Annotated in this window: 15 protein-coding genes; 6 read left to right on the forward strand and 9 right to left on the reverse strand. The window is 70.8% G+C overall.

Annotated elements, in window-relative coordinates; genetic code table 11:
* Positions 1–6 precede the first annotated feature (6 nt).
* The 5 genes from OHT01_RS15025 to OHT01_RS15045 form a co-directional block, all read right to left on the reverse strand.
* The gene (locus tag OHT01_RS15025; protein WP_328553660.1) at positions 7–438 is read right to left on the reverse strand and encodes an ATP-binding protein; all 432 of its coding nucleotides are present in this window, start codon (positions 436–438) and stop codon (positions 7–9) included.
* Positions 439–545: 107 nt separating this feature from the next.
* Positions 546–953, reverse strand: coding sequence for a (deoxy)nucleoside triphosphate pyrophosphohydrolase (locus OHT01_RS15030; protein WP_328553661.1), 408 nt, complete (start codon positions 951–953; stop codon positions 546–548).
* 44 nt (positions 954–997) lie between these two features.
* The gene (locus OHT01_RS15035; RefSeq protein WP_266454873.1) at positions 998–1,180 is read right to left on the reverse strand and encodes an SPOR domain-containing protein; all 183 of its coding nucleotides are present in this window, start codon (positions 1,178–1,180) and stop codon (positions 998–1,000) included.
* A 492-nt stretch (positions 1,181–1,672) separates the two neighbouring features.
* The gene (locus OHT01_RS15040) at positions 1,673–2,425 is read right to left on the reverse strand and encodes a GntR family transcriptional regulator (RefSeq protein WP_328553662.1); all 753 of its coding nucleotides are present in this window, start codon (positions 2,423–2,425) and stop codon (positions 1,673–1,675) included.
* Between the two features lie 147 nt (positions 2,426–2,572).
* Positions 2,573–3,874 carry a DUF4190 domain-containing protein gene (locus OHT01_RS15045; RefSeq protein WP_328553663.1) on the reverse strand — a complete coding sequence of 434 codons (1,302 nt, stop codon included), beginning with the start codon at positions 3,872–3,874 and terminating at the stop codon, positions 2,573–2,575.
* Between the two features lie 150 nt (positions 3,875–4,024).
* Between OHT01_RS15045 and OHT01_RS15050 the strand changes: the two genes are divergently transcribed.
* Complete coding sequence (locus tag OHT01_RS15050) at positions 4,025–5,131, forward strand: threonine synthase (RefSeq protein ID WP_328553664.1); 1,107 nt, start codon at positions 4,025–4,027, stop codon at positions 5,129–5,131.
* Between the two features lie 60 nt (positions 5,132–5,191).
* On the opposite strand, the gene OHT01_RS15055 is transcribed toward OHT01_RS15050, so the two are convergent.
* The gene (locus OHT01_RS15055) at positions 5,192–7,351 is read right to left on the reverse strand and encodes a DEAD/DEAH box helicase (RefSeq protein WP_443043396.1); all 2,160 of its coding nucleotides are present in this window, start codon (positions 7,349–7,351) and stop codon (positions 5,192–5,194) included.
* Positions 7,352–8,085: 734 nt separating this feature from the next.
* On the opposite strand from OHT01_RS15055, the gene OHT01_RS15060 reads away from it, so the two are divergent.
* Entirely contained in the window at positions 8,086–8,667 is a 582-nt protein-coding gene (locus OHT01_RS15060) for a Uma2 family endonuclease (RefSeq protein ID WP_328553666.1), read from the forward strand.
* Positions 8,668–8,778: 111 nt separating this feature from the next.
* Here OHT01_RS15060 and ychF read toward each other — a convergent pair whose 3' ends face one another.
* Positions 8,779–9,867 (reverse strand): redox-regulated ATPase YchF, encoded by a 1,089-nt coding sequence (ychF, locus tag OHT01_RS15065; RefSeq protein ID WP_328553667.1) that lies wholly within the window; start codon positions 9,865–9,867, stop codon positions 8,779–8,781.
* 196 nt (positions 9,868–10,063) lie between these two features.
* On the opposite strand from ychF, the gene OHT01_RS15070 reads away from it, so the two are divergent.
* Positions 10,064–10,645, forward strand: coding sequence for a DUF6542 domain-containing protein (locus OHT01_RS15070; protein ID WP_328553668.1), 582 nt, complete (start codon positions 10,064–10,066; stop codon positions 10,643–10,645).
* Between the two features lie 165 nt (positions 10,646–10,810).
* On the opposite strand, the gene ppgK is transcribed toward OHT01_RS15070, so the two are convergent.
* Both ppgK and OHT01_RS15080 read right to left on the reverse strand, forming a co-directional pair.
* Entirely contained in the window at positions 10,811–11,560 is a 750-nt protein-coding gene (ppgK, locus tag OHT01_RS15075; protein ID WP_328553669.1) for a polyphosphate--glucose phosphotransferase, read from the reverse strand.
* 29 nt (positions 11,561–11,589) lie between these two features.
* Positions 11,590–12,594, reverse strand: a complete 1,005-nt coding sequence (locus OHT01_RS15080; RefSeq protein ID WP_328553670.1) for a 4-hydroxy-3-methylbut-2-enyl diphosphate reductase — start codon at positions 12,592–12,594, stop codon at positions 11,590–11,592.
* 211 nt (positions 12,595–12,805) lie between these two features.
* Between OHT01_RS15080 and xseA the strand changes: the two genes are divergently transcribed.
* The 3 genes from xseA to OHT01_RS15095 all read left to right on the forward strand — a co-directional run bounded on the left by xseA (position 12,806) and on the right by OHT01_RS15095 (position 15,116).
* Positions 12,806–14,014, forward strand: a complete 1,209-nt coding sequence (xseA, locus tag OHT01_RS15085) for an exodeoxyribonuclease VII large subunit (protein WP_328553671.1) — start codon at positions 12,806–12,808, stop codon at positions 14,012–14,014.
* A 9-nt stretch (positions 14,015–14,023) separates the two neighbouring features.
* The gene (locus tag OHT01_RS15090; protein ID WP_328553672.1) at positions 14,024–14,269 is read left to right on the forward strand and encodes an exodeoxyribonuclease VII small subunit; all 246 of its coding nucleotides are present in this window, start codon (positions 14,024–14,026) and stop codon (positions 14,267–14,269) included.
* Between the two features lie 256 nt (positions 14,270–14,525).
* A complete protein-coding gene (locus OHT01_RS15095) occupies positions 14,526–15,116 on the forward strand; it encodes a malonic semialdehyde reductase (protein WP_328553673.1) in 591 nt (196 codons plus the stop codon).
* Positions 15,117–15,182: the final 66 nt, after the last annotated feature.

Consider the following 15,182-nt stretch of genomic DNA (forward strand, 5'->3'; position numbering starts at 1 on the left):
CGGGTCTCAGCCCGGCACGGCCAGCTCGAACCAGACGGTCTTGCCGGTGTCCGCGGGCCGGGTGCCCCAGCGCCTGCACGAGCCGGCCACGAGCTGGAGGCCGCGGCCGCTCTCGTCCGAGGTGTCGGCGGCCCGTTCGCGGGGCGGGTCCGGCAACGGGTCGGAGACCTCGACGCGGAGCGAGCCCGGCACGCCCTCGGGACGCACCAGACGGACGCCGATCGGGCCCGTCGCATGACGGAGGGAGTTCGTCACCAGTTCACTGACCAGCAGCGCGGCGATGTCGCCGAGGGAGTCGAGCCCCCAATCGCGCAGTTGTCCCCGGACGACGGCGCGGGCGGTGCGGACGGCACCGGGCTCCGCGGGAAAGGTCCACTCTGCGCAGTCGCCTTCGGTGTCGATCAAGCCGATCACTTCCCAGACCAGGAACCCACCCATGTCCGGTTTCGTGGGATTAATTGGCACATACCCGATATGCCTGATGCCTTACCGCACTCAGGGGCACACTGTGGCGCGAACGGCTTACGAATTCCACACCCGGCTCATCAGGCGCCCGGGTCGAGCCACGGCAGCGCGCCCTTGACCGCCGGTACGTCCTGGTCCAGCCAGTCCACGCCCCACACGTCCGCGGGTGCCAGCCAGCGCAGCTCGTCGTGATCCTGAAGGGCCGCGGGCTCGGCCGAGCCGGGCAGCAGCCGGGCGGCCCACACCACCAGCACGTATCCGGGCTTCAGGGGCCACTCGCCGGGGACGCGCTCCAGCGCTTCCGCGTCGACGCCGAGTTCTTCGCGCAGCTCGCGCACGAGGGCGCTCTCGGGGGTCTCGCCGGGCTCGACCTTGCCGCCCGGCAACTCCCAGCGCCCTGCCAGGTCGGGGGGCGCACTACGGCGGGCGGCGAGCAGGCGCCCGTCGCGCACCAGGGCACCTCCGACCACCACGATCCGTTCCGTCATGCGCCGGAGCCTACGGGAGCGGGAGGGGTCATGGGCGAGCCCGGTCAGCGGGTTCCGTTCTGCCCGATCCGCTCGACCCAGTAGAGCTGTTTGTGCCCGCGGTCGTCGAGGCTGTCCGCGATCTTCTGAGCCTCGGCGCGGGTCGCGTACCTGCCCACGCGGTAGCGGTTGCCGTTGTCGTCCTGCCGTATGACGAGCCAGGGAAGCGTGATCGTGCCGTCGTTCATCAAGCCCCTCCACTTCCCGCCCCGGGCCCCCGCCCAACCCCGCATTCCAAGGAAACCGCAATCCGCATATGCCCGAGCCTACGCCTAACCTTCACGCAGCGAATACGCCTTTTCACAAAGAGGTACGCAACCGGCCAGTAAGGAACGCCGGCCCAGGGGGCGCACGCCACCGAACACGCCGCCCACCGCTCCGCGCGCACCCACGAGCAGGGCGAAGTCCTTCCCTGGACGGCGACTTGAGAAAGGCCAGATTCCAACTGGGGTGCCAGGCAGGCCTGTTGAGGCATGGACGGACAGCATCGGCGGAGAGCGGGGGCCCTCGGGCCGGACCGGGGCAAGCGGTCGGCGGCCGGCGAGGGGGCCGAGGGCCCGCGGTCGGTTCGGGGTCGCCGACCGGCGGTCCGCACCGGAACCGCCGGCCGGCGCGGCCACGCCCCGGCCGTGGCACCCGCCGGAAAGCCGACCCCTAGACCCCGCAGGGGTGACGCACGGTCACTTCACCGGCAGGTGGTAGGCGATCCGGTACCGGTCCGCCGGGACGACCACGTCCGCCGTCTCCACCGGACGGCCCGAGGCGTAGAAGGTCCGCTGGATGACGACGACCACATGCCCCGGTACGCCACCCAGAGCGAGGAGTTCCTCGGCGAGGCCGGGACGCGCGCCCACCTCCTCCGTGACGTTGTCCACGATCACGTCGATGGCCGCCATGCGCTCGACGACCCCCATGCCGCCGAGCGGCCCCTCCTCGGGAAGCATCACCGGCGTACGCCCGGTGACGGCGAGCGGCTCCCACGAGGTGGAGAGCATCATCGCCTCGCCGCCGTCCCGGTAGACGTAGTTCGTGCACATCACGCGGTCGCCCGGCTGGATGGCCAGCCGCTCGGCGATGGCTCCGCTCGCCTCCACCTGCCGGCTGCGGGACTCCCAGGTGCCGCGCACGGCGAGGTCGGCCTGCTCCTGGCGGAACGGGGTGGCGCCGCTGTCCGGCCGGTATCCGGAGCGGGCCACGCGGCGCGGCACCGGCCGCTCCCGCACGTAGGTGCCCGACCCGGAGCGGCCCTCGACCAGCCCCTCGGCCATCAGCACCTTGCGCGCCTCCAGGGCGACCGTGTCCGAGACGCCGTACTCCTCGCGGATCCTGGCCTGCGAGGGGAGCCGGGTGTGCGGTGGCAGCGAGCCGTCGACGATCTTCTTGCGGAGATCACCCGCGACACGCAAGTACGCCGGCTGCTCACCGAAAGTCACTTAGCCGCTCCCATCAGGTTGTACAGACAGCAACAGCGTGGCAACCGTGGGTTGTGCCATGCAAGCAAAGGCCAGAGATTCACTCGATGTGATGACGCAGCCCCTTGAGGGCATTACGCAGGCACTTTCTCCCCACTGTGGCCGCCGTCACACCTCGATTCCGGCGCCGCCTTCGCCACCGTTATCGCCGCCCCCGCCCTGGTCGTACTTCGGCGGGGTGGTGGCGAGCCCCAGAGCCTTGCGGGTGGTGACGGTCTTGTCCGCGTCGATGAGTTTCATCGCCTTTTCGTAGTGCCGGTAGAAGGTGTCCGCGTCCGACGCGTCCGCGGCCTTCGACCACTCCTTCCGGGACCGGTCGAGGTTCTTGGCCACAGCCGCGACGCGCCCGCTCGCGGCGGGCGCGAACGTGTGGCCGCGGAGCAGCCCCGCCTGCTCGGCGAGCGCACGCGAGACCCTGGTCGCCCACTTCTTGTGACCCGGCAGATCGTCCTCGACGTACGCCTTGTCCGGAGCCGAGTCCATCGCCCTGTTGAGGATCCGCGCGGCCTTGAGATAGGCGAGCTGGTCCGCGTCGAGGTTCGTGGCGTCCTTGCGCAGCGAGCCGGTCAGCGTGCCCTGCTTGTCGGTGTTCCCGAACATGCAGGTGATCTCGCGGTCACCTTCGCGCCAGCTCTGCCGAGTCGGCGTGAAGTAGTAGACGTCGACGTCGTCCGGCACGGCCCAGCCGTCCATCGCGTACGTGTCCATGAGCGCGTAGCACTTGTCGCCGGCTTCGGCGGAGACCGCGGAGTCGCCGGGGAAGGAGTCGCCGTTCGCGGTCGTCGCGGCGAAGACCTCGGCGTCGTGCTTCCCGGAGCAGGGCACCGTGTCGACGTCGTAGGCAAGGCCTTCCAAGGTGTCACCCGGCGCGTTGAAGCACTGGCCCTTGTGCAGGGAGAACGCGCTGCCGCCGGTGCCCGCGCCCTCCTGGACTCCGGACCAGATGTCGCCCCCTCCCCCGGCGACCATGAGCGCGAGCAGCAGGACCCCGATCGACGACATCACGATGCCGCCCACCGCCATCCCCTTGCCCCGCTCGCCACGCTTCTTGATCTGGACGAGCGCCACGATCCCGAGCACGATCCCGACCCCGGGCAGGAAGCAGAGGATGCCGAGAACCAGCGCCGCTATCGCGAGCCCGTTGAAGGGCGCCGGCCGGTTGTACGGGGAGTAGCCCTGCCCCCAGGTCCGGTACGGACCCGCGTACGGGGACTGGCCTTGCTGGTACGGGTCTTGGGGGTACGCACCTCGCTGGTACGGGCCTTGGGGGTAGGGGCCCTGGGGGTACGGAGCGTGGGGATACGGAGGCGGGTGGGCGCCGGGCGACGACCCCGGTGCGCCTGGCGGCGTTCCGGGCGGCGGATACTGCCCCTCTGGCTGCTGCGGCCCGGGCGGCGGGGGTATGGCCACGAGTTCCCTTGCTCCTCATCCACACACGATGGAACTACTGCACGACTGCCGAATGGCTGCGCGCATCGTATGCGCGGCACGGCCGGGGTCCTGACAGAGGCCGTGTGACGACCGCGGGCGACTCCGGCGCGTCGCGCCTAACCTGCGCGTATGACTCCACTGCCGGACTGCTTCTGCCCCGCGGACGGCACCCGCGTCCCGGCCGGCTCGCTCGCCTGGTGCTGCCCGGTCTGCCGCGGCCCGCTCGATCTGGACTTCGCGCCCACCCCCGCTCCGCTCAGCTCGCTCACCGGGCGGGTGAACTCGCTGTGGCGGTACGCGGAGTGCCTGCCGCTGGCCGCGCCCACCATCAGCCTCGGCGAGGGCCGCACTCCGCTGGTACCGCTCGTCGAGGGCGTCTCCGCCAAGCTGGACTTCCTGATGCCGACGCTGTCGTTCAAGGACCGCGGGGCCGTGCTGCTGGCCGAACTGGCGCTGAGGCTGGGGCCGCGGCAGGTGATCGCCGACAGCAGCGGCAACGCGGGCACGGCGGTCGCCGCGTACAGTGCGCGGGCCGGACTGCCCTGCACGGTGTACGTCCCCGAAGGCACCTCCACGAAGAAGCTGGAGCAGATCGAGGCGCACGGGGCACGGCCGCGGGTGGTCCGGGGCGACCGGGAGGCGACGGCACGGGCCGCGCGCGAGGCGGCCGACGAGGACGGCGTGTTCTACGCCTCGCACGTGTTCAACCCGTACTTCCTGCACGGCACGAAGACCTACGTCCACGAACTCTGGGAGGACCTCGGCGGACGTCTGACGGACGTCGTGGTGGTGCCGGTCGGCAACGGCACGCTGCTCCTCGGCGCGGCCCTCGCCGTCGCCGAACTCCACGCGGCGGGACTGATCGACCGCCGGCCCGCCCTGTACGCCGTCCAGTCCGCCGCGGTCGCCCCGCTGGCCCGCGCCTGGTCCGAGGGCGCCGACGATCTCGTCGGCGTCACCCCGACGGCGCCCACCTTCGCCGAGGGCATCGCGATCCCGCGCCCGCCCCGGGCCCGCCAGATCCTGCGCGCGGTACGCGCCTCGGGGGGCGCCTTCCTGACCGTGACGGAGGACCAGATCCGTCACGCCCAGACGGATCTGGCGGGACGCGGACTGTACGTGGAGTCCACGGGAGCGGCCTGCTGGGCGGCGGTACGAGAGGGCGCCCTCGGCCGACGGGAGGCCGTGGTACCGCTGTGCGGAGCCGGGGCGAAGACGGGCATGGCGCGCGCCTGATCCCGGGCCGCACGACGCGGCCGGGGATCACGACGCGGCCGGGGATCCGGACCGCGCGGCTCACACGGTGAGGCCCAGACGGGCCTGTTCCTCCTCGACGATCCGGCGCGCCAGCTCGGTGTCCGACACGTCGACCGCGTCCGGTGTGGCTTCCGCCACGGCGCTGCGGCGGGCATAGGCGTCGAAGAGCCGGGTCTTGCTCTCCAGCATCTTCACCATGCGCTCGTCGACTCCCCCGGTGGCGAGGAGGCGGTACACGCGCACCGGCCTGACCTGGCCCATACGGTGGGCCCGGGCCACCGCCTGGTGTTCGATGGTCGGCTTGATCTGGGGTTCGCAGATGACGACGACGGAGGCGGCCTGCATATTGAGGCCGATGCCCGCCGCCTGGATCTGCGCCAGGAGCACCGCCGGGCCCTGGACGTCGGCGAAGTCGTCCACGATCTGCTGGCGCCGCCCGGCCGGGACGCTTCCCGTGAGCGGACCGAACAGCGGAGTGCGTCCGGTGGCTCCCGCGGCGAGCTCTTCCTTCACCACGCCCAGTACGTCCTTGAAATTGGAGAAGACCACCGTCTTCTGCCCGTTCTCGCAGGCCTCCTGAACGATCTGCCGGAGCCGGTCCAGCTTGGCCGACTTCTCGGGGCGCATGTACGCGGCCCTGCGCATCGCCATGAAGTTGCCCGCGCGCACGGCTTCCCGGTAGGCCTCCTCGTCCGACGCGCTGAGTTCCTCCCACTCGTCGGTCCGCTGAAGACTGGGGAGTTCCGTCAGCACGTCCTCCTGGTTGCGTCGCAGGTAGACCGGGGCCACGGCCTTGCGGAAGGCGACCGATCCGGCCAGGGTGTCCCGTTCGCCCAGGGAGTCCGCGACATCGCCGTCGAGCATCCGGACCAGGTCGCGGAACTCGGCGACCCGGTTCTCCATCGGGGTTCCGGTCATGAAGAGGGCATGCCCGCAGCGCTCCGCCCACAGGGCGACCGCCTGGGACCGTTTGGCCTTCGGGTTCTTCACGAAGTGCGCTTCGTCGACCACGAGCAGGCCGACCTCTCCGCCGCCCGGCGCGGGAAAGCCGCGCAGCGCGTCGAACGTGGTCACCGCGACCCCGCCCCGCTCCTTCCAGTCGGCCAGCGCGTCGTGCCGGTCGGGGCCGTGGAGCACCGCGACCCTGAGGGCGCTGCGGGACTCGATCTCCCGTGTCCAGTTCACGAGGACGCTCGCCGGGCAGACGACCATGAAGTGGTTCTGCCCCCGGGCGGCCAGGTGTGCCAGCACGGCGATCGCCTGGACGGTCTTCCCGAGGCCCATCTCGTCGCCGAGTATCACCTTGCGCTGCGCGAGCGCGAACCGCGCGCCGAACGCCTGATAGCCGCGCAGGGAGACCCGCCGGTGCGCGTCGTCCAGTTGCTGGGTCCGTACCCGTTCGGCGATCTCGTCCGGCAGGAACCCCTCGGCGGCCGCCGAGTCCGGCAGCCGGTGGGAGATCTCGGCCAGCAGGCTGTAGTACTCGGCGGAGCGGAGCTCGAAGTCCACCCAGGCCGCCAGGTCGGACGAGGTCCCCCGGAGCAGGTCCACCGACGCCTGGGCGAGCAGCCCGGGCAGGCCCGCCCGCTCCGCCTCGTCCACCAGCGACCGGATCTCGGTGACCGCGGCCAGCGCGCGGGTCTTCTTCTCCCGGCCGACCAGAAGCATCCGGAACCGTCCGGCGGCCGGCCTGGCCTCGACGAGCGACGGACCGAGCCGCTCCGACAGGACGGTGGCCCTGTCGACCGCGCGACGGGCGTCCGGGCCGGCCTCCGCCAGCACGTGCAAGGCCATGACGAGCGCGGTGGTGCCCGGCTCCGGCCGGTCCACGTCGATATGGACGGCCACGGTCTCCCGCACGGCCTCGGCGAGCCGGCCGGCGGCGGCGAGCATCTGATCGACGGTCCGCTGCCCCACACCGGGAATCTGGCGCAGCCTGTAGGGCCCCGCCCGGAGAACACCGCCGACCGTGCGAAGCCTGTTCTTCTCGACGTTCCCCAGCCGGAGCCGTCCCTCGGTGACGTCCTGCAGCCGGGCGACGGGGATGGCGTCGAGCTCCCGCTCGACCGCCGCGTCGTGGATGGGCTTCAGCGCCGCCCGTACGGCCTCCACCGCCCGTGCGTGGTCACCGACCACGGCCCGCGCCGCCTCGTACAGCCGCGCTCCCCCGGCGACCGTGTCCCTCTCGCCACGCCCCACGCTTCCGCCCCTCCTCGCCTCCCCGCATCCTCCCATCGCGCGATCGGACTCCCGACGCCCACGACGGCGCCCCGCGGATGCCCCGCCTGCGCTCCACCACTCACAACGGCCAGGCAGGCCCACGGCCGGACGGGTCGGGGGTGCGGCCCCGTCCCGGCGGGGAAAAACAAAGGGCCCGGCCTCCGAAGGCCGGACCCTTCCGATCCGCGTGCCCGCCGGACCAGCGCCGCGACGGGACGGCGCCCGCTACACGTTGAAGCGGAACGCGGAACGCGGCGCGTTGGAGGCAGGGTGGCGATGGGGCGACCAACCACCCGATTGAGAGTCTCGGCCCTCTCCGCCCCCAGAGTGGTCTGTAGCGGAGGGCTCACCGAGATGCGTACGTTGCGGGCCAGGGTCTGACCGATGTTCTCGATCACCAGCACGAGCAGCGATGACCCAGGGATACGAGGCCTGATGTCGACGAGGACGTACGGCTCCGCCTTCTCCGTGAGGGCGTTGGCCTGCGCATCCGCTCTCGCCTGACGTCGGTTGTAGACGGGGGCCCAGAACGCGGCCGTCGTTGAGAAGACAAGAGCCGCCACGGAGATGACCACCGTTGCGATCTGGACCGATGAGTCCCTCATGGCCGGATATTAGGTGGGCGGCCGGTTGTCGTGCGGCAAGTTACCGAAAGACCTCCGGCCGGGATCGTTGGCTCTCCGGCCTCAGCTGCGGGCCGCTACCGTGAAGCCATGACCGCACTGCCCGACTGGATGCGCCCGCCGCGCGCGGAAGGCTGGTTCGCGGAGGACCTCGACCGCCTCCCCGAGGCACCCCGCCACACCGAGCTGATCGATGGAGCCCTCGTCTTCATGATGTCGCCCCGGAGGTGGTGGCACGGCCACCTCGTCACCATGCTCACCGTCGCGCTCATGGAGCAGGTGCCCGCCGACACCAGAGTCGGCCGCGAAATGACCATCAAGCTCGACCCGCGGAACCGTCCCGAACCGGACCTGCTGGTGACGACGGCCGATTTCGACGGCGACCGTACCTGGTTCGCACCGGAGGACGTCCAGCTCGTCATCGAGGTCGTCTCCCCGGAGTCGGCCCATCGCGATCGCACAGTAAAACTCCGCAAGTACACAGAGGCCGGAATCCCGCACTACTGGTGCATCGAGGACGAGTACGGGGCACCCGTCGTCCACGTCTACGAGCTCGACGAACCCACCGGCGCCTACGCGCCCGCCGGGATCTTCCGGGGCACCCTCCAGCGCCCGGTGCCCTTCCAGGTCAGCCTTGACCTCGACAAGCTCACACCGCCCCGGAGCGGCTGAAAAGTCAGCACCAAGTCAGCACGGAATGCAGAAGGGGTCGGACTCGTCAGAGTCCGACCCCTTACGACCTGCACGTTTGACGAAACTACGTAACATAAAGTAACGAAACGCCTACACGTTGAAGCGGAACTCCACCACGTCGCCGTCCTGCATGACGTAGTCCTTGCCCTCCATGCGGGCCTTGCCCTTGGCGCGGGCCTCGGCGACCGAGCCCGTCTCGACCAGGTCCGCGAAGGAGATGACCTCGGCCTTGATGAAGCCCTTCTGGAAGTCGGTGTGGATGACACCGGCGGCCTCGGGGGCGGTGGCGCCCTTCTTGATCGTCCAGGCGCGGGACTCCTTGGGGCCTGCCGTCAGGTAGGTCTGCAGGCCGAGGGTGTTGAAGCCGACCCGGGCCAGGGTGGCCATGCCCGGCTCCTCGACGCCGACCGACTCCAGGAGCTCCCTCGCGTCCTCCTCGTCGAGCTCGGCGAGGTCCGCCTCCAGCTTGGCGTTGAGGAAGATCGCCTCGGCAGGGGCGACCAGGGCGCTCTGCTCGGCCTTGAAGTCGTCGTCGACCAGCTCGTCCTCGTCGACGTTGAAGACGTACAGGAACGGCTTGGTGGTGAGCAGGTGCAGGTCGTGCAGCAGCTCCTCGTTGCCGGAGCCCTGGACGATGCCCGCGGAGAAGAGGGTGTCGCCCCGCTCCAGGATCGCCTGGGCCGCCTCGACCGCCGCGACCTTCGGGCCGATGTCCTTCTTGATGCGCGACTCCCGCTGGAGGCGCGGCAGGACCTTCTCGATCGTCTGGAGGTCCGCGAGGATCAGCTCGGTGTTGATCGTCTCGATGTCGTCCTTGGGCGAGACCTTGCCGTCGACGTGCACGACGTTCTCGTCCTTGAAGGCGCGGATGACCTGGCAGATCGCGTCGGACTCACGGATGTTCGCGAGGAACTTGTTGCCCAGGCCCTCACCCTCGGACGCGCCCTTCACGATGCCCGCGATGTCGACGAAGTCGACGGTCGCCGGGAGGATCTTCTGCGAGGAGAAGATCTCGGCCAGCTTGGTGAGACGGGCGTCCGGGACGCCGACCACACCGACGTTCGGCTCGATCGTGGCGAACGGGTAGTTGGCCGCGAGCACGTCGTTCTTGGTCAGGGCGTTGAACATGGTCGACTTGCCGACATTGGGCAGACCGACGATTCCGATCGTGAGCGACACGTTGCGACTTCCCGTACGAGAGGTGGGCGAAAGGCCCTCTGGGAGTGCGGGCCGATCCACCAGTCTACGGCGTGCCCCGGCCCCGACCGGCGAGGTGTCGAACGCATGGCCAAGCTCCGTCAATGGCCTCGTCTTCGGCTGGTCTCCGGCGTGTCCGATGAGCCGTTCCACACATAAAACGACCTAAGTTGGTCCAGTGGAGCAACACAGGACGCGTACCCCCCAGTACAGACCGCGACGCGGGGCACCCGTCCCGGCACAGGCCGGGCGGGCCGCGGACGGCGGTGTCCGGCGGGGCGCCCCGGTCGCGCGGCGGCCCGCGCCGCCCGCGGGCGTCCGTGAGACGCGCCGGCCGTCACGTCCCCGGCTGACCGGGCTCGGCGCCGGACTGTTCTGCGGGGCGTCGCTGTTCGCGCTGGCCGGTCTTGACCACCTGCTGTTCGGCGGATCGCCGACGGTGTACGGGGTGCTGTTCCTGCCGCTGTGCGTACTGACCGCGCTGTGGGTGCGGCCCGGCGACCTGGTGACCGCCCCGGTGGTCGTACCGATCGCCTTCGCCTTCGGGCTGCTGCCGATCACCGAGGACGGCGGCGGAATCGGCGGCCACGTCATGGGCCTGGTCACCGCCCTCGCCCTGCAGGCGGGCTGGCTGTACGGGGGGACGCTGGTCGCGGTCCTCGTCGTGACCGTCCGCAGGGTCCGCCTGATGAGCCGCCGCGCCGCCGCCCGGCGTCGGGACGCGGCGCGCGCCCAGCCGCCCGGCGGACAGGCCCGCTGACCCTCGTACGTCGTGGACAGGCACCTCGTACCGTCGGCCTCGTACCGTCGGCCTCGTGCCGTCGGGGCGGCGTCCCCCGTGCCGTCGCGGACGGGGGACCCTCGCACCTGTGAGCACCGGGACCCTCGTACCCGTCAGTCACCGGGCGGGGCCGCCGCTGCCGCGCTATCGCGCGAGCTTCGCCGCCCGCATGGCCGCGCCCACGATCCCCGCGTTGTTCTGGAGCTGGGCCGGGACGATCTCCGCCGTGATGCCCTCGATCAGGGGCACGAACTTGTCGGCCTTGCGGCTGACACCGCCGCCGATGATGAAGAGTTCCGGGGAGAAGAGCATCTCGACATGGGCGAGGTACTTGGTGACGCGGCGCGCCCAGTGCTCCCAGGTCAGCTCGTTGTCGTCCTTGGCCTTGGTGGAGGCCCGCTTCTCGGCTTCGTGGCCGTTCAGCTCCAGGTGTCCCAGCTCGGTGTTCGGGACCAGTTCGCCGTCGATGAAGAGGGCGCTGCCGATGCCGGTGCCGAAGGTCAGCAGGACGACCGTGCCCCGTCGGCCCTTCCCGGCGCCGAACTCCATCTCGGCGACACCCGCCGCGTCCGCGTCGTTCAGCACGGTCACCGGCAGGCCGCCCAGCCGCTCGCCGAGCAACGCGCGCGCGTCCGTGTCGATCCAGGCCTTGTCCACATTGGCCGCCGTACGGATGGTGGCACCGCCGGTCACCACACCCGGGAAGGTGATGCCCACCGGACCCGTCCAGCCGAAGTGGCCGATGACGTCCTTCACGCCGTCGGCCACCGCGTCGGGGGTCGCGGGATGCGGGGTGAGCACCTTGAAGCGCTCCTCCGCCAGGTCCCCGCGGTCAAGGTCCACAGGGGCACCCTTGATCCCGGATCCGCCAATGTCCACACCGAAGATCTTCATGGCCCCACGTTACGTCGTACGCCTGACCGTCACTTCCCGGACGTACCAGCGGTACGCGCCTCCACCAGCGCGGCCGCCTCGGCGCGCAGGTCGCGGCGCAGTTCCTTGGGCAGCGAGAACGTGATGGACTCCTCGGCGGCCTTGACGATCTCCACGTCCTCGAAGCCGCGCCGGGACAGCCACTCCAGGACCTGCTCGACGAGGACCTCGGGGACGGAGGCGCCGGAGGTGACGCCGACCGTGCTCACGCCCTCCAGCCACGCCTCCTCGATCTCGTCGGCGAAGTCCACGAGGTACGCGGCGCGGGAGCCTGCGAGCTTGGCGACCTCGACGAGCCGTACGGAGTTGGAGGAGTTGCGTGATCCGACGACGATGACGAGTTCGGCCTCCGCGCCCATCTGCTTCACGGCGAGCTGGCGGTTCTGCGTGGCGTAGCAGATGTCGTCGCTCGGCGGGGAGATGAGAAGGGGGAACTTCTCCTTCAGGGCGTCGACCGTCTCCATGGTCTCGTCGACCGAGAGGGTGGTCTGGGAGAGCCAGACGACCCTGGAGGGGTCGCGGACCTCGACCTTGGCGACGTCCTCGGGGCCGTCGACCAGGGTGATGTGGTCGGGTGCCTCACCGGAGGTGCCGATGACCTCTTCGTGGCCCTCGTGCCCGATGAGCAGGATGTCGAAGTCCTCGCCCGCGAAGCGGACGGCTTCCTTGTGGACCTTGGTGACCAGCGGGCACGTCGCGTCGATGGTGGCGAGCCTGCCGGCGGCGGCCTCGTCGTGGACGACGGGGGACACGCCGTGCGCCGAGAACATGACGATGGACCCCTCGGGGACCTCGGCCGTCCGCTCGACGAAGATCGCGCCCTTCTTCTCAAGGGTCTGCACGACGTACTTGTTGTGGACGATCTCGTGCCGGACGTAGATCGGGGCCCCGTACTGCTCAAGGGCCTTCTCGACGGCGATCACGGCGCGGTCCACGCCCGCGCAGTAGCCACGGGGGGCGGCGAGCAGGACACGGCGGCCAGGCGAAGCAGTCATGCCCCCATCGTAAGGCCGCACCCGGCAGGCCGAGGATCACCTCCTTGGAGACACCGGGCGAGCCGATGACGCCGGTCCAGGGGCGGCCTGCGGCCGACGCCGGGGCCGACGCCGGCCCGAAACCGGGGCCGGGGCGGGCCGCCCGCACGACCGGGGCGGATCCGCGGCGGGCGTGCGGGCGTTGTCGGTGGTGGCCACTACGCTCGGGCGCATGGCTCTCAACACGTCCGCGGACGCTCCGCTGCCCGTCGGAGAGGTGTCACGGCTCATCGGGGGATGGATCGACCGGCTCGGCGCGGTGTGGGTCGAGGGACAGATCACCCAGTTGTCGCGGCGCCCCGGCGCGGGTGTCGTCTTCCTGACGCTGCGCGACCCGTCGCACGACATCTCGGTGGGCGTGACCTGCTACCGGCAGGTGTTCGACGCGGTCGCCGACGTGGTGACCGAGGGCGCCCGGGTGGTGGTCCACGCCAAGCCGGAGTGGTACGCGCCGCGCGGGCAGTTGTCCCTGCGGGCCGCCGAGATCAAGCCGGTGGGGGTGGGCGAGCTCCTGGCCCGCCTCGAACAGCTCAAGAAGTCGCTGGCGGCCGAGGGACTGTTCGCGGCCGGCCGCAAGAAGGCCCTGCCGTTCCTGCCGCAGCTCGTCGGGCTGGTGTGCGGGCGCGCGTCGGCGGCCGAGCGCGACGTGCTGGAGAACGCGCGGCACCGCTGGCCCGCCGTCCGCTTCGAGGTGCGCAACGTCGCCGTTCAGGGCGTGCACGCCGTTCCGCAGGTCGTGCAGGCGGTGAAGGAACTGGACGCGCTCGACGAGGTCGATGTGATCATCGTGGCGCGCGGCGGCGGCAGCGTGGAGGATCTGCTTCCGTTCTCCGACGAGCAGCTCGTGCGGGCGGTCGCGGCCTGCCGTACACCCGTCGTCTCGGCCATCGGGCACGAGCCCGACAACCCGTTGCTCGACCATGTGGCCGACCTGCGGGCGTCCACCCCGACCGACGCCGCCAAGAAGGTCGTGCCGGACGTCGGCGAGGAGTACGAGCGGGTGCGGCTCCTGAGGGACCGGGCGCGGCGGTGCGTGCGGTCGTTCGTCGACCGCGAGGAGCGCGGCCTCGCGCACACGCTGACCCGGCCCTCGATGGAGGATCCGCACCGGATGATCGACGAGCGGGCGGACCAGGTCGCCGCGCTGCTCGACCGGGGCCGGCGCACGCTGGGACATCTCCTGGACCGCGCGGACTCGGAGCTGACGCACACCCACGCGCGCGTGGTGGCGCTCTCCCCGGCCGCGACCCTCCTGCGGGGGTACGCGGTCCTGCAGAAGGACGACGGCTCCGTGGTCCGGGACCCGGCCGAGGTCACGGCCGACGAGACGCTGCGGGCGCGGGTCGCCGAGGGTGAATTCACGGTTCGAGTCGATGCATAGGGTGGGCACATGACCAGCAAGGTGGACGAGGCGCTCGGCTACGAGCAGGCACGGGACGAGCTGATCGAGGTCGTACGCCGCCTGGAGGCGGGCGGTACGACCCTGGAGGAGTCCCTGGCGCTCTGGGAGCGCGGCGAGGAGCTGGCCAAGGTGTGCCGGCGCTGGCTGGAGGGCGCACGGGCGCGCCTGGACGCGGCCCTGGCCGAGGAGGAGTCCGAGAACGAGAAGCCGGCCCCCGGATCCGGCTCCGCCTGACAAACGGCGCCGACTCCACGGCGTCCGGCTCCACGGCGTCCGACTCCACGGCGTCCGACTCCACGGCGTCCGACTCCACCGCCGCCTGACAGGCGGCACCGGCTCCGCGTATTTGAGTTCCTCGGGTTTTCGACTCCGTGCCTGTGAAGCGGATCACGACGCCCCGGTTTTGGTTGAACTTTAAACCTCTTCGACGTACTGTCGTGTTCGCCAGCAGATCCCACCGGATCCACCGCACATACCGAGAAGGTTTCTCATGTCTCTCGTCCTTGACCCCACCGCTCAGGACCTGCTGTTCCGCGAGGCCCGCACCGCGAACACGTTCACCGACGAGCCGGTGTCCGACGAGCAGGTGCAGGCGATCTACGACCTGGTCAAGTACGGCCCGACCGCCTTCAACCAGTCGCCGCTGCGCATCACCCTGGTCCGCTCCCCCGAAGCCCGTGAGCGTCTGGTCCAGCACCTCGCCGAGGGCAACCGGGCGAAGACCGCCGCCGCCCCGCTGGTCGCGATCCTCGCCGCGGACAACGAGTTCCACGAGGAACTGCCGGCGCTCCTCCCCCACTTCCCCGCCGCCAAGGACCTCTTCTTCTCCGAGCGTCCCGTCCGTGAGGGTGCCGCCACGCTGAACGCCGCGCTCCAGGCCGCGTACTTCATCATCGGCGTCCGCGCCGCCGGTCTCGCCGCGGGCCCGATGACCGGCGCCGACCTCGCCGGCATCCAGAAGGAGTTCCTGGACGACGACCACACCCCGCTGATGATCGTCAACATCGGCAAGCCGGGCGAGGACGCCTGGTTCCCGCGCGGCCCGCGCCTGGATGCCGACCAGGTCATCACGACCGTCTGACCACCGGCACCACTGTTTCACCGCGCGCGCACGCGACACGCGCACGAGAAGGGCCCCCGGCACCAC

Source organism: Streptomyces sp. NBC_00358, from assembly GCF_036099295.1.
Classification (GTDB): domain Bacteria; phylum Actinomycetota; class Actinomycetes; order Streptomycetales; family Streptomycetaceae; genus Streptomyces.

Coding starts and splice junctions, on each gene's coding strand:
- OHT01_RS15025 (WP_328553660.1), bottom strand. CDS start 438: ATGGGTGGGTTCCTGGTCTGGGAAGTGATCGGCTTGATCGACACCGAA.
- OHT01_RS15050 (WP_328553664.1), top strand. CDS start 4,025: ATGACTCCACTGCCGGACTGCTTCTGCCCCGCGGACGGCACCCGCGTC.
- xseA (WP_328553671.1), top strand. CDS start 12,806: ATGGCTCTCAACACGTCCGCGGACGCTCCGCTGCCCGTCGGAGAGGTG.
- ppgK (WP_328553669.1), bottom strand. CDS start 11,560: ATGAAGATCTTCGGTGTGGACATTGGCGGATCCGGGATCAAGGGTGCC.
- OHT01_RS15090 (WP_328553672.1), top strand. CDS start 14,024: ATGACCAGCAAGGTGGACGAGGCGCTCGGCTACGAGCAGGCACGGGAC.
- OHT01_RS15080 (WP_328553670.1), bottom strand. CDS start 12,594: ATGACTGCTTCGCCTGGCCGCCGTGTCCTGCTCGCCGCCCCCCGTGGC.
- OHT01_RS15095 (WP_328553673.1), top strand. CDS start 14,526: ATGTCTCTCGTCCTTGACCCCACCGCTCAGGACCTGCTGTTCCGCGAG.
- OHT01_RS15030 (WP_328553661.1), bottom strand. CDS start 953: ATGACGGAACGGATCGTGGTGGTCGGAGGTGCCCTGGTGCGCGACGGG.
- OHT01_RS15035 (WP_266454873.1), bottom strand. CDS start 1,180: ATGAACGACGGCACGATCACGCTTCCCTGGCTCGTCATACGGCAGGAC.
- OHT01_RS15060 (WP_328553666.1), top strand. CDS start 8,086: ATGACCGCACTGCCCGACTGGATGCGCCCGCCGCGCGCGGAAGGCTGG.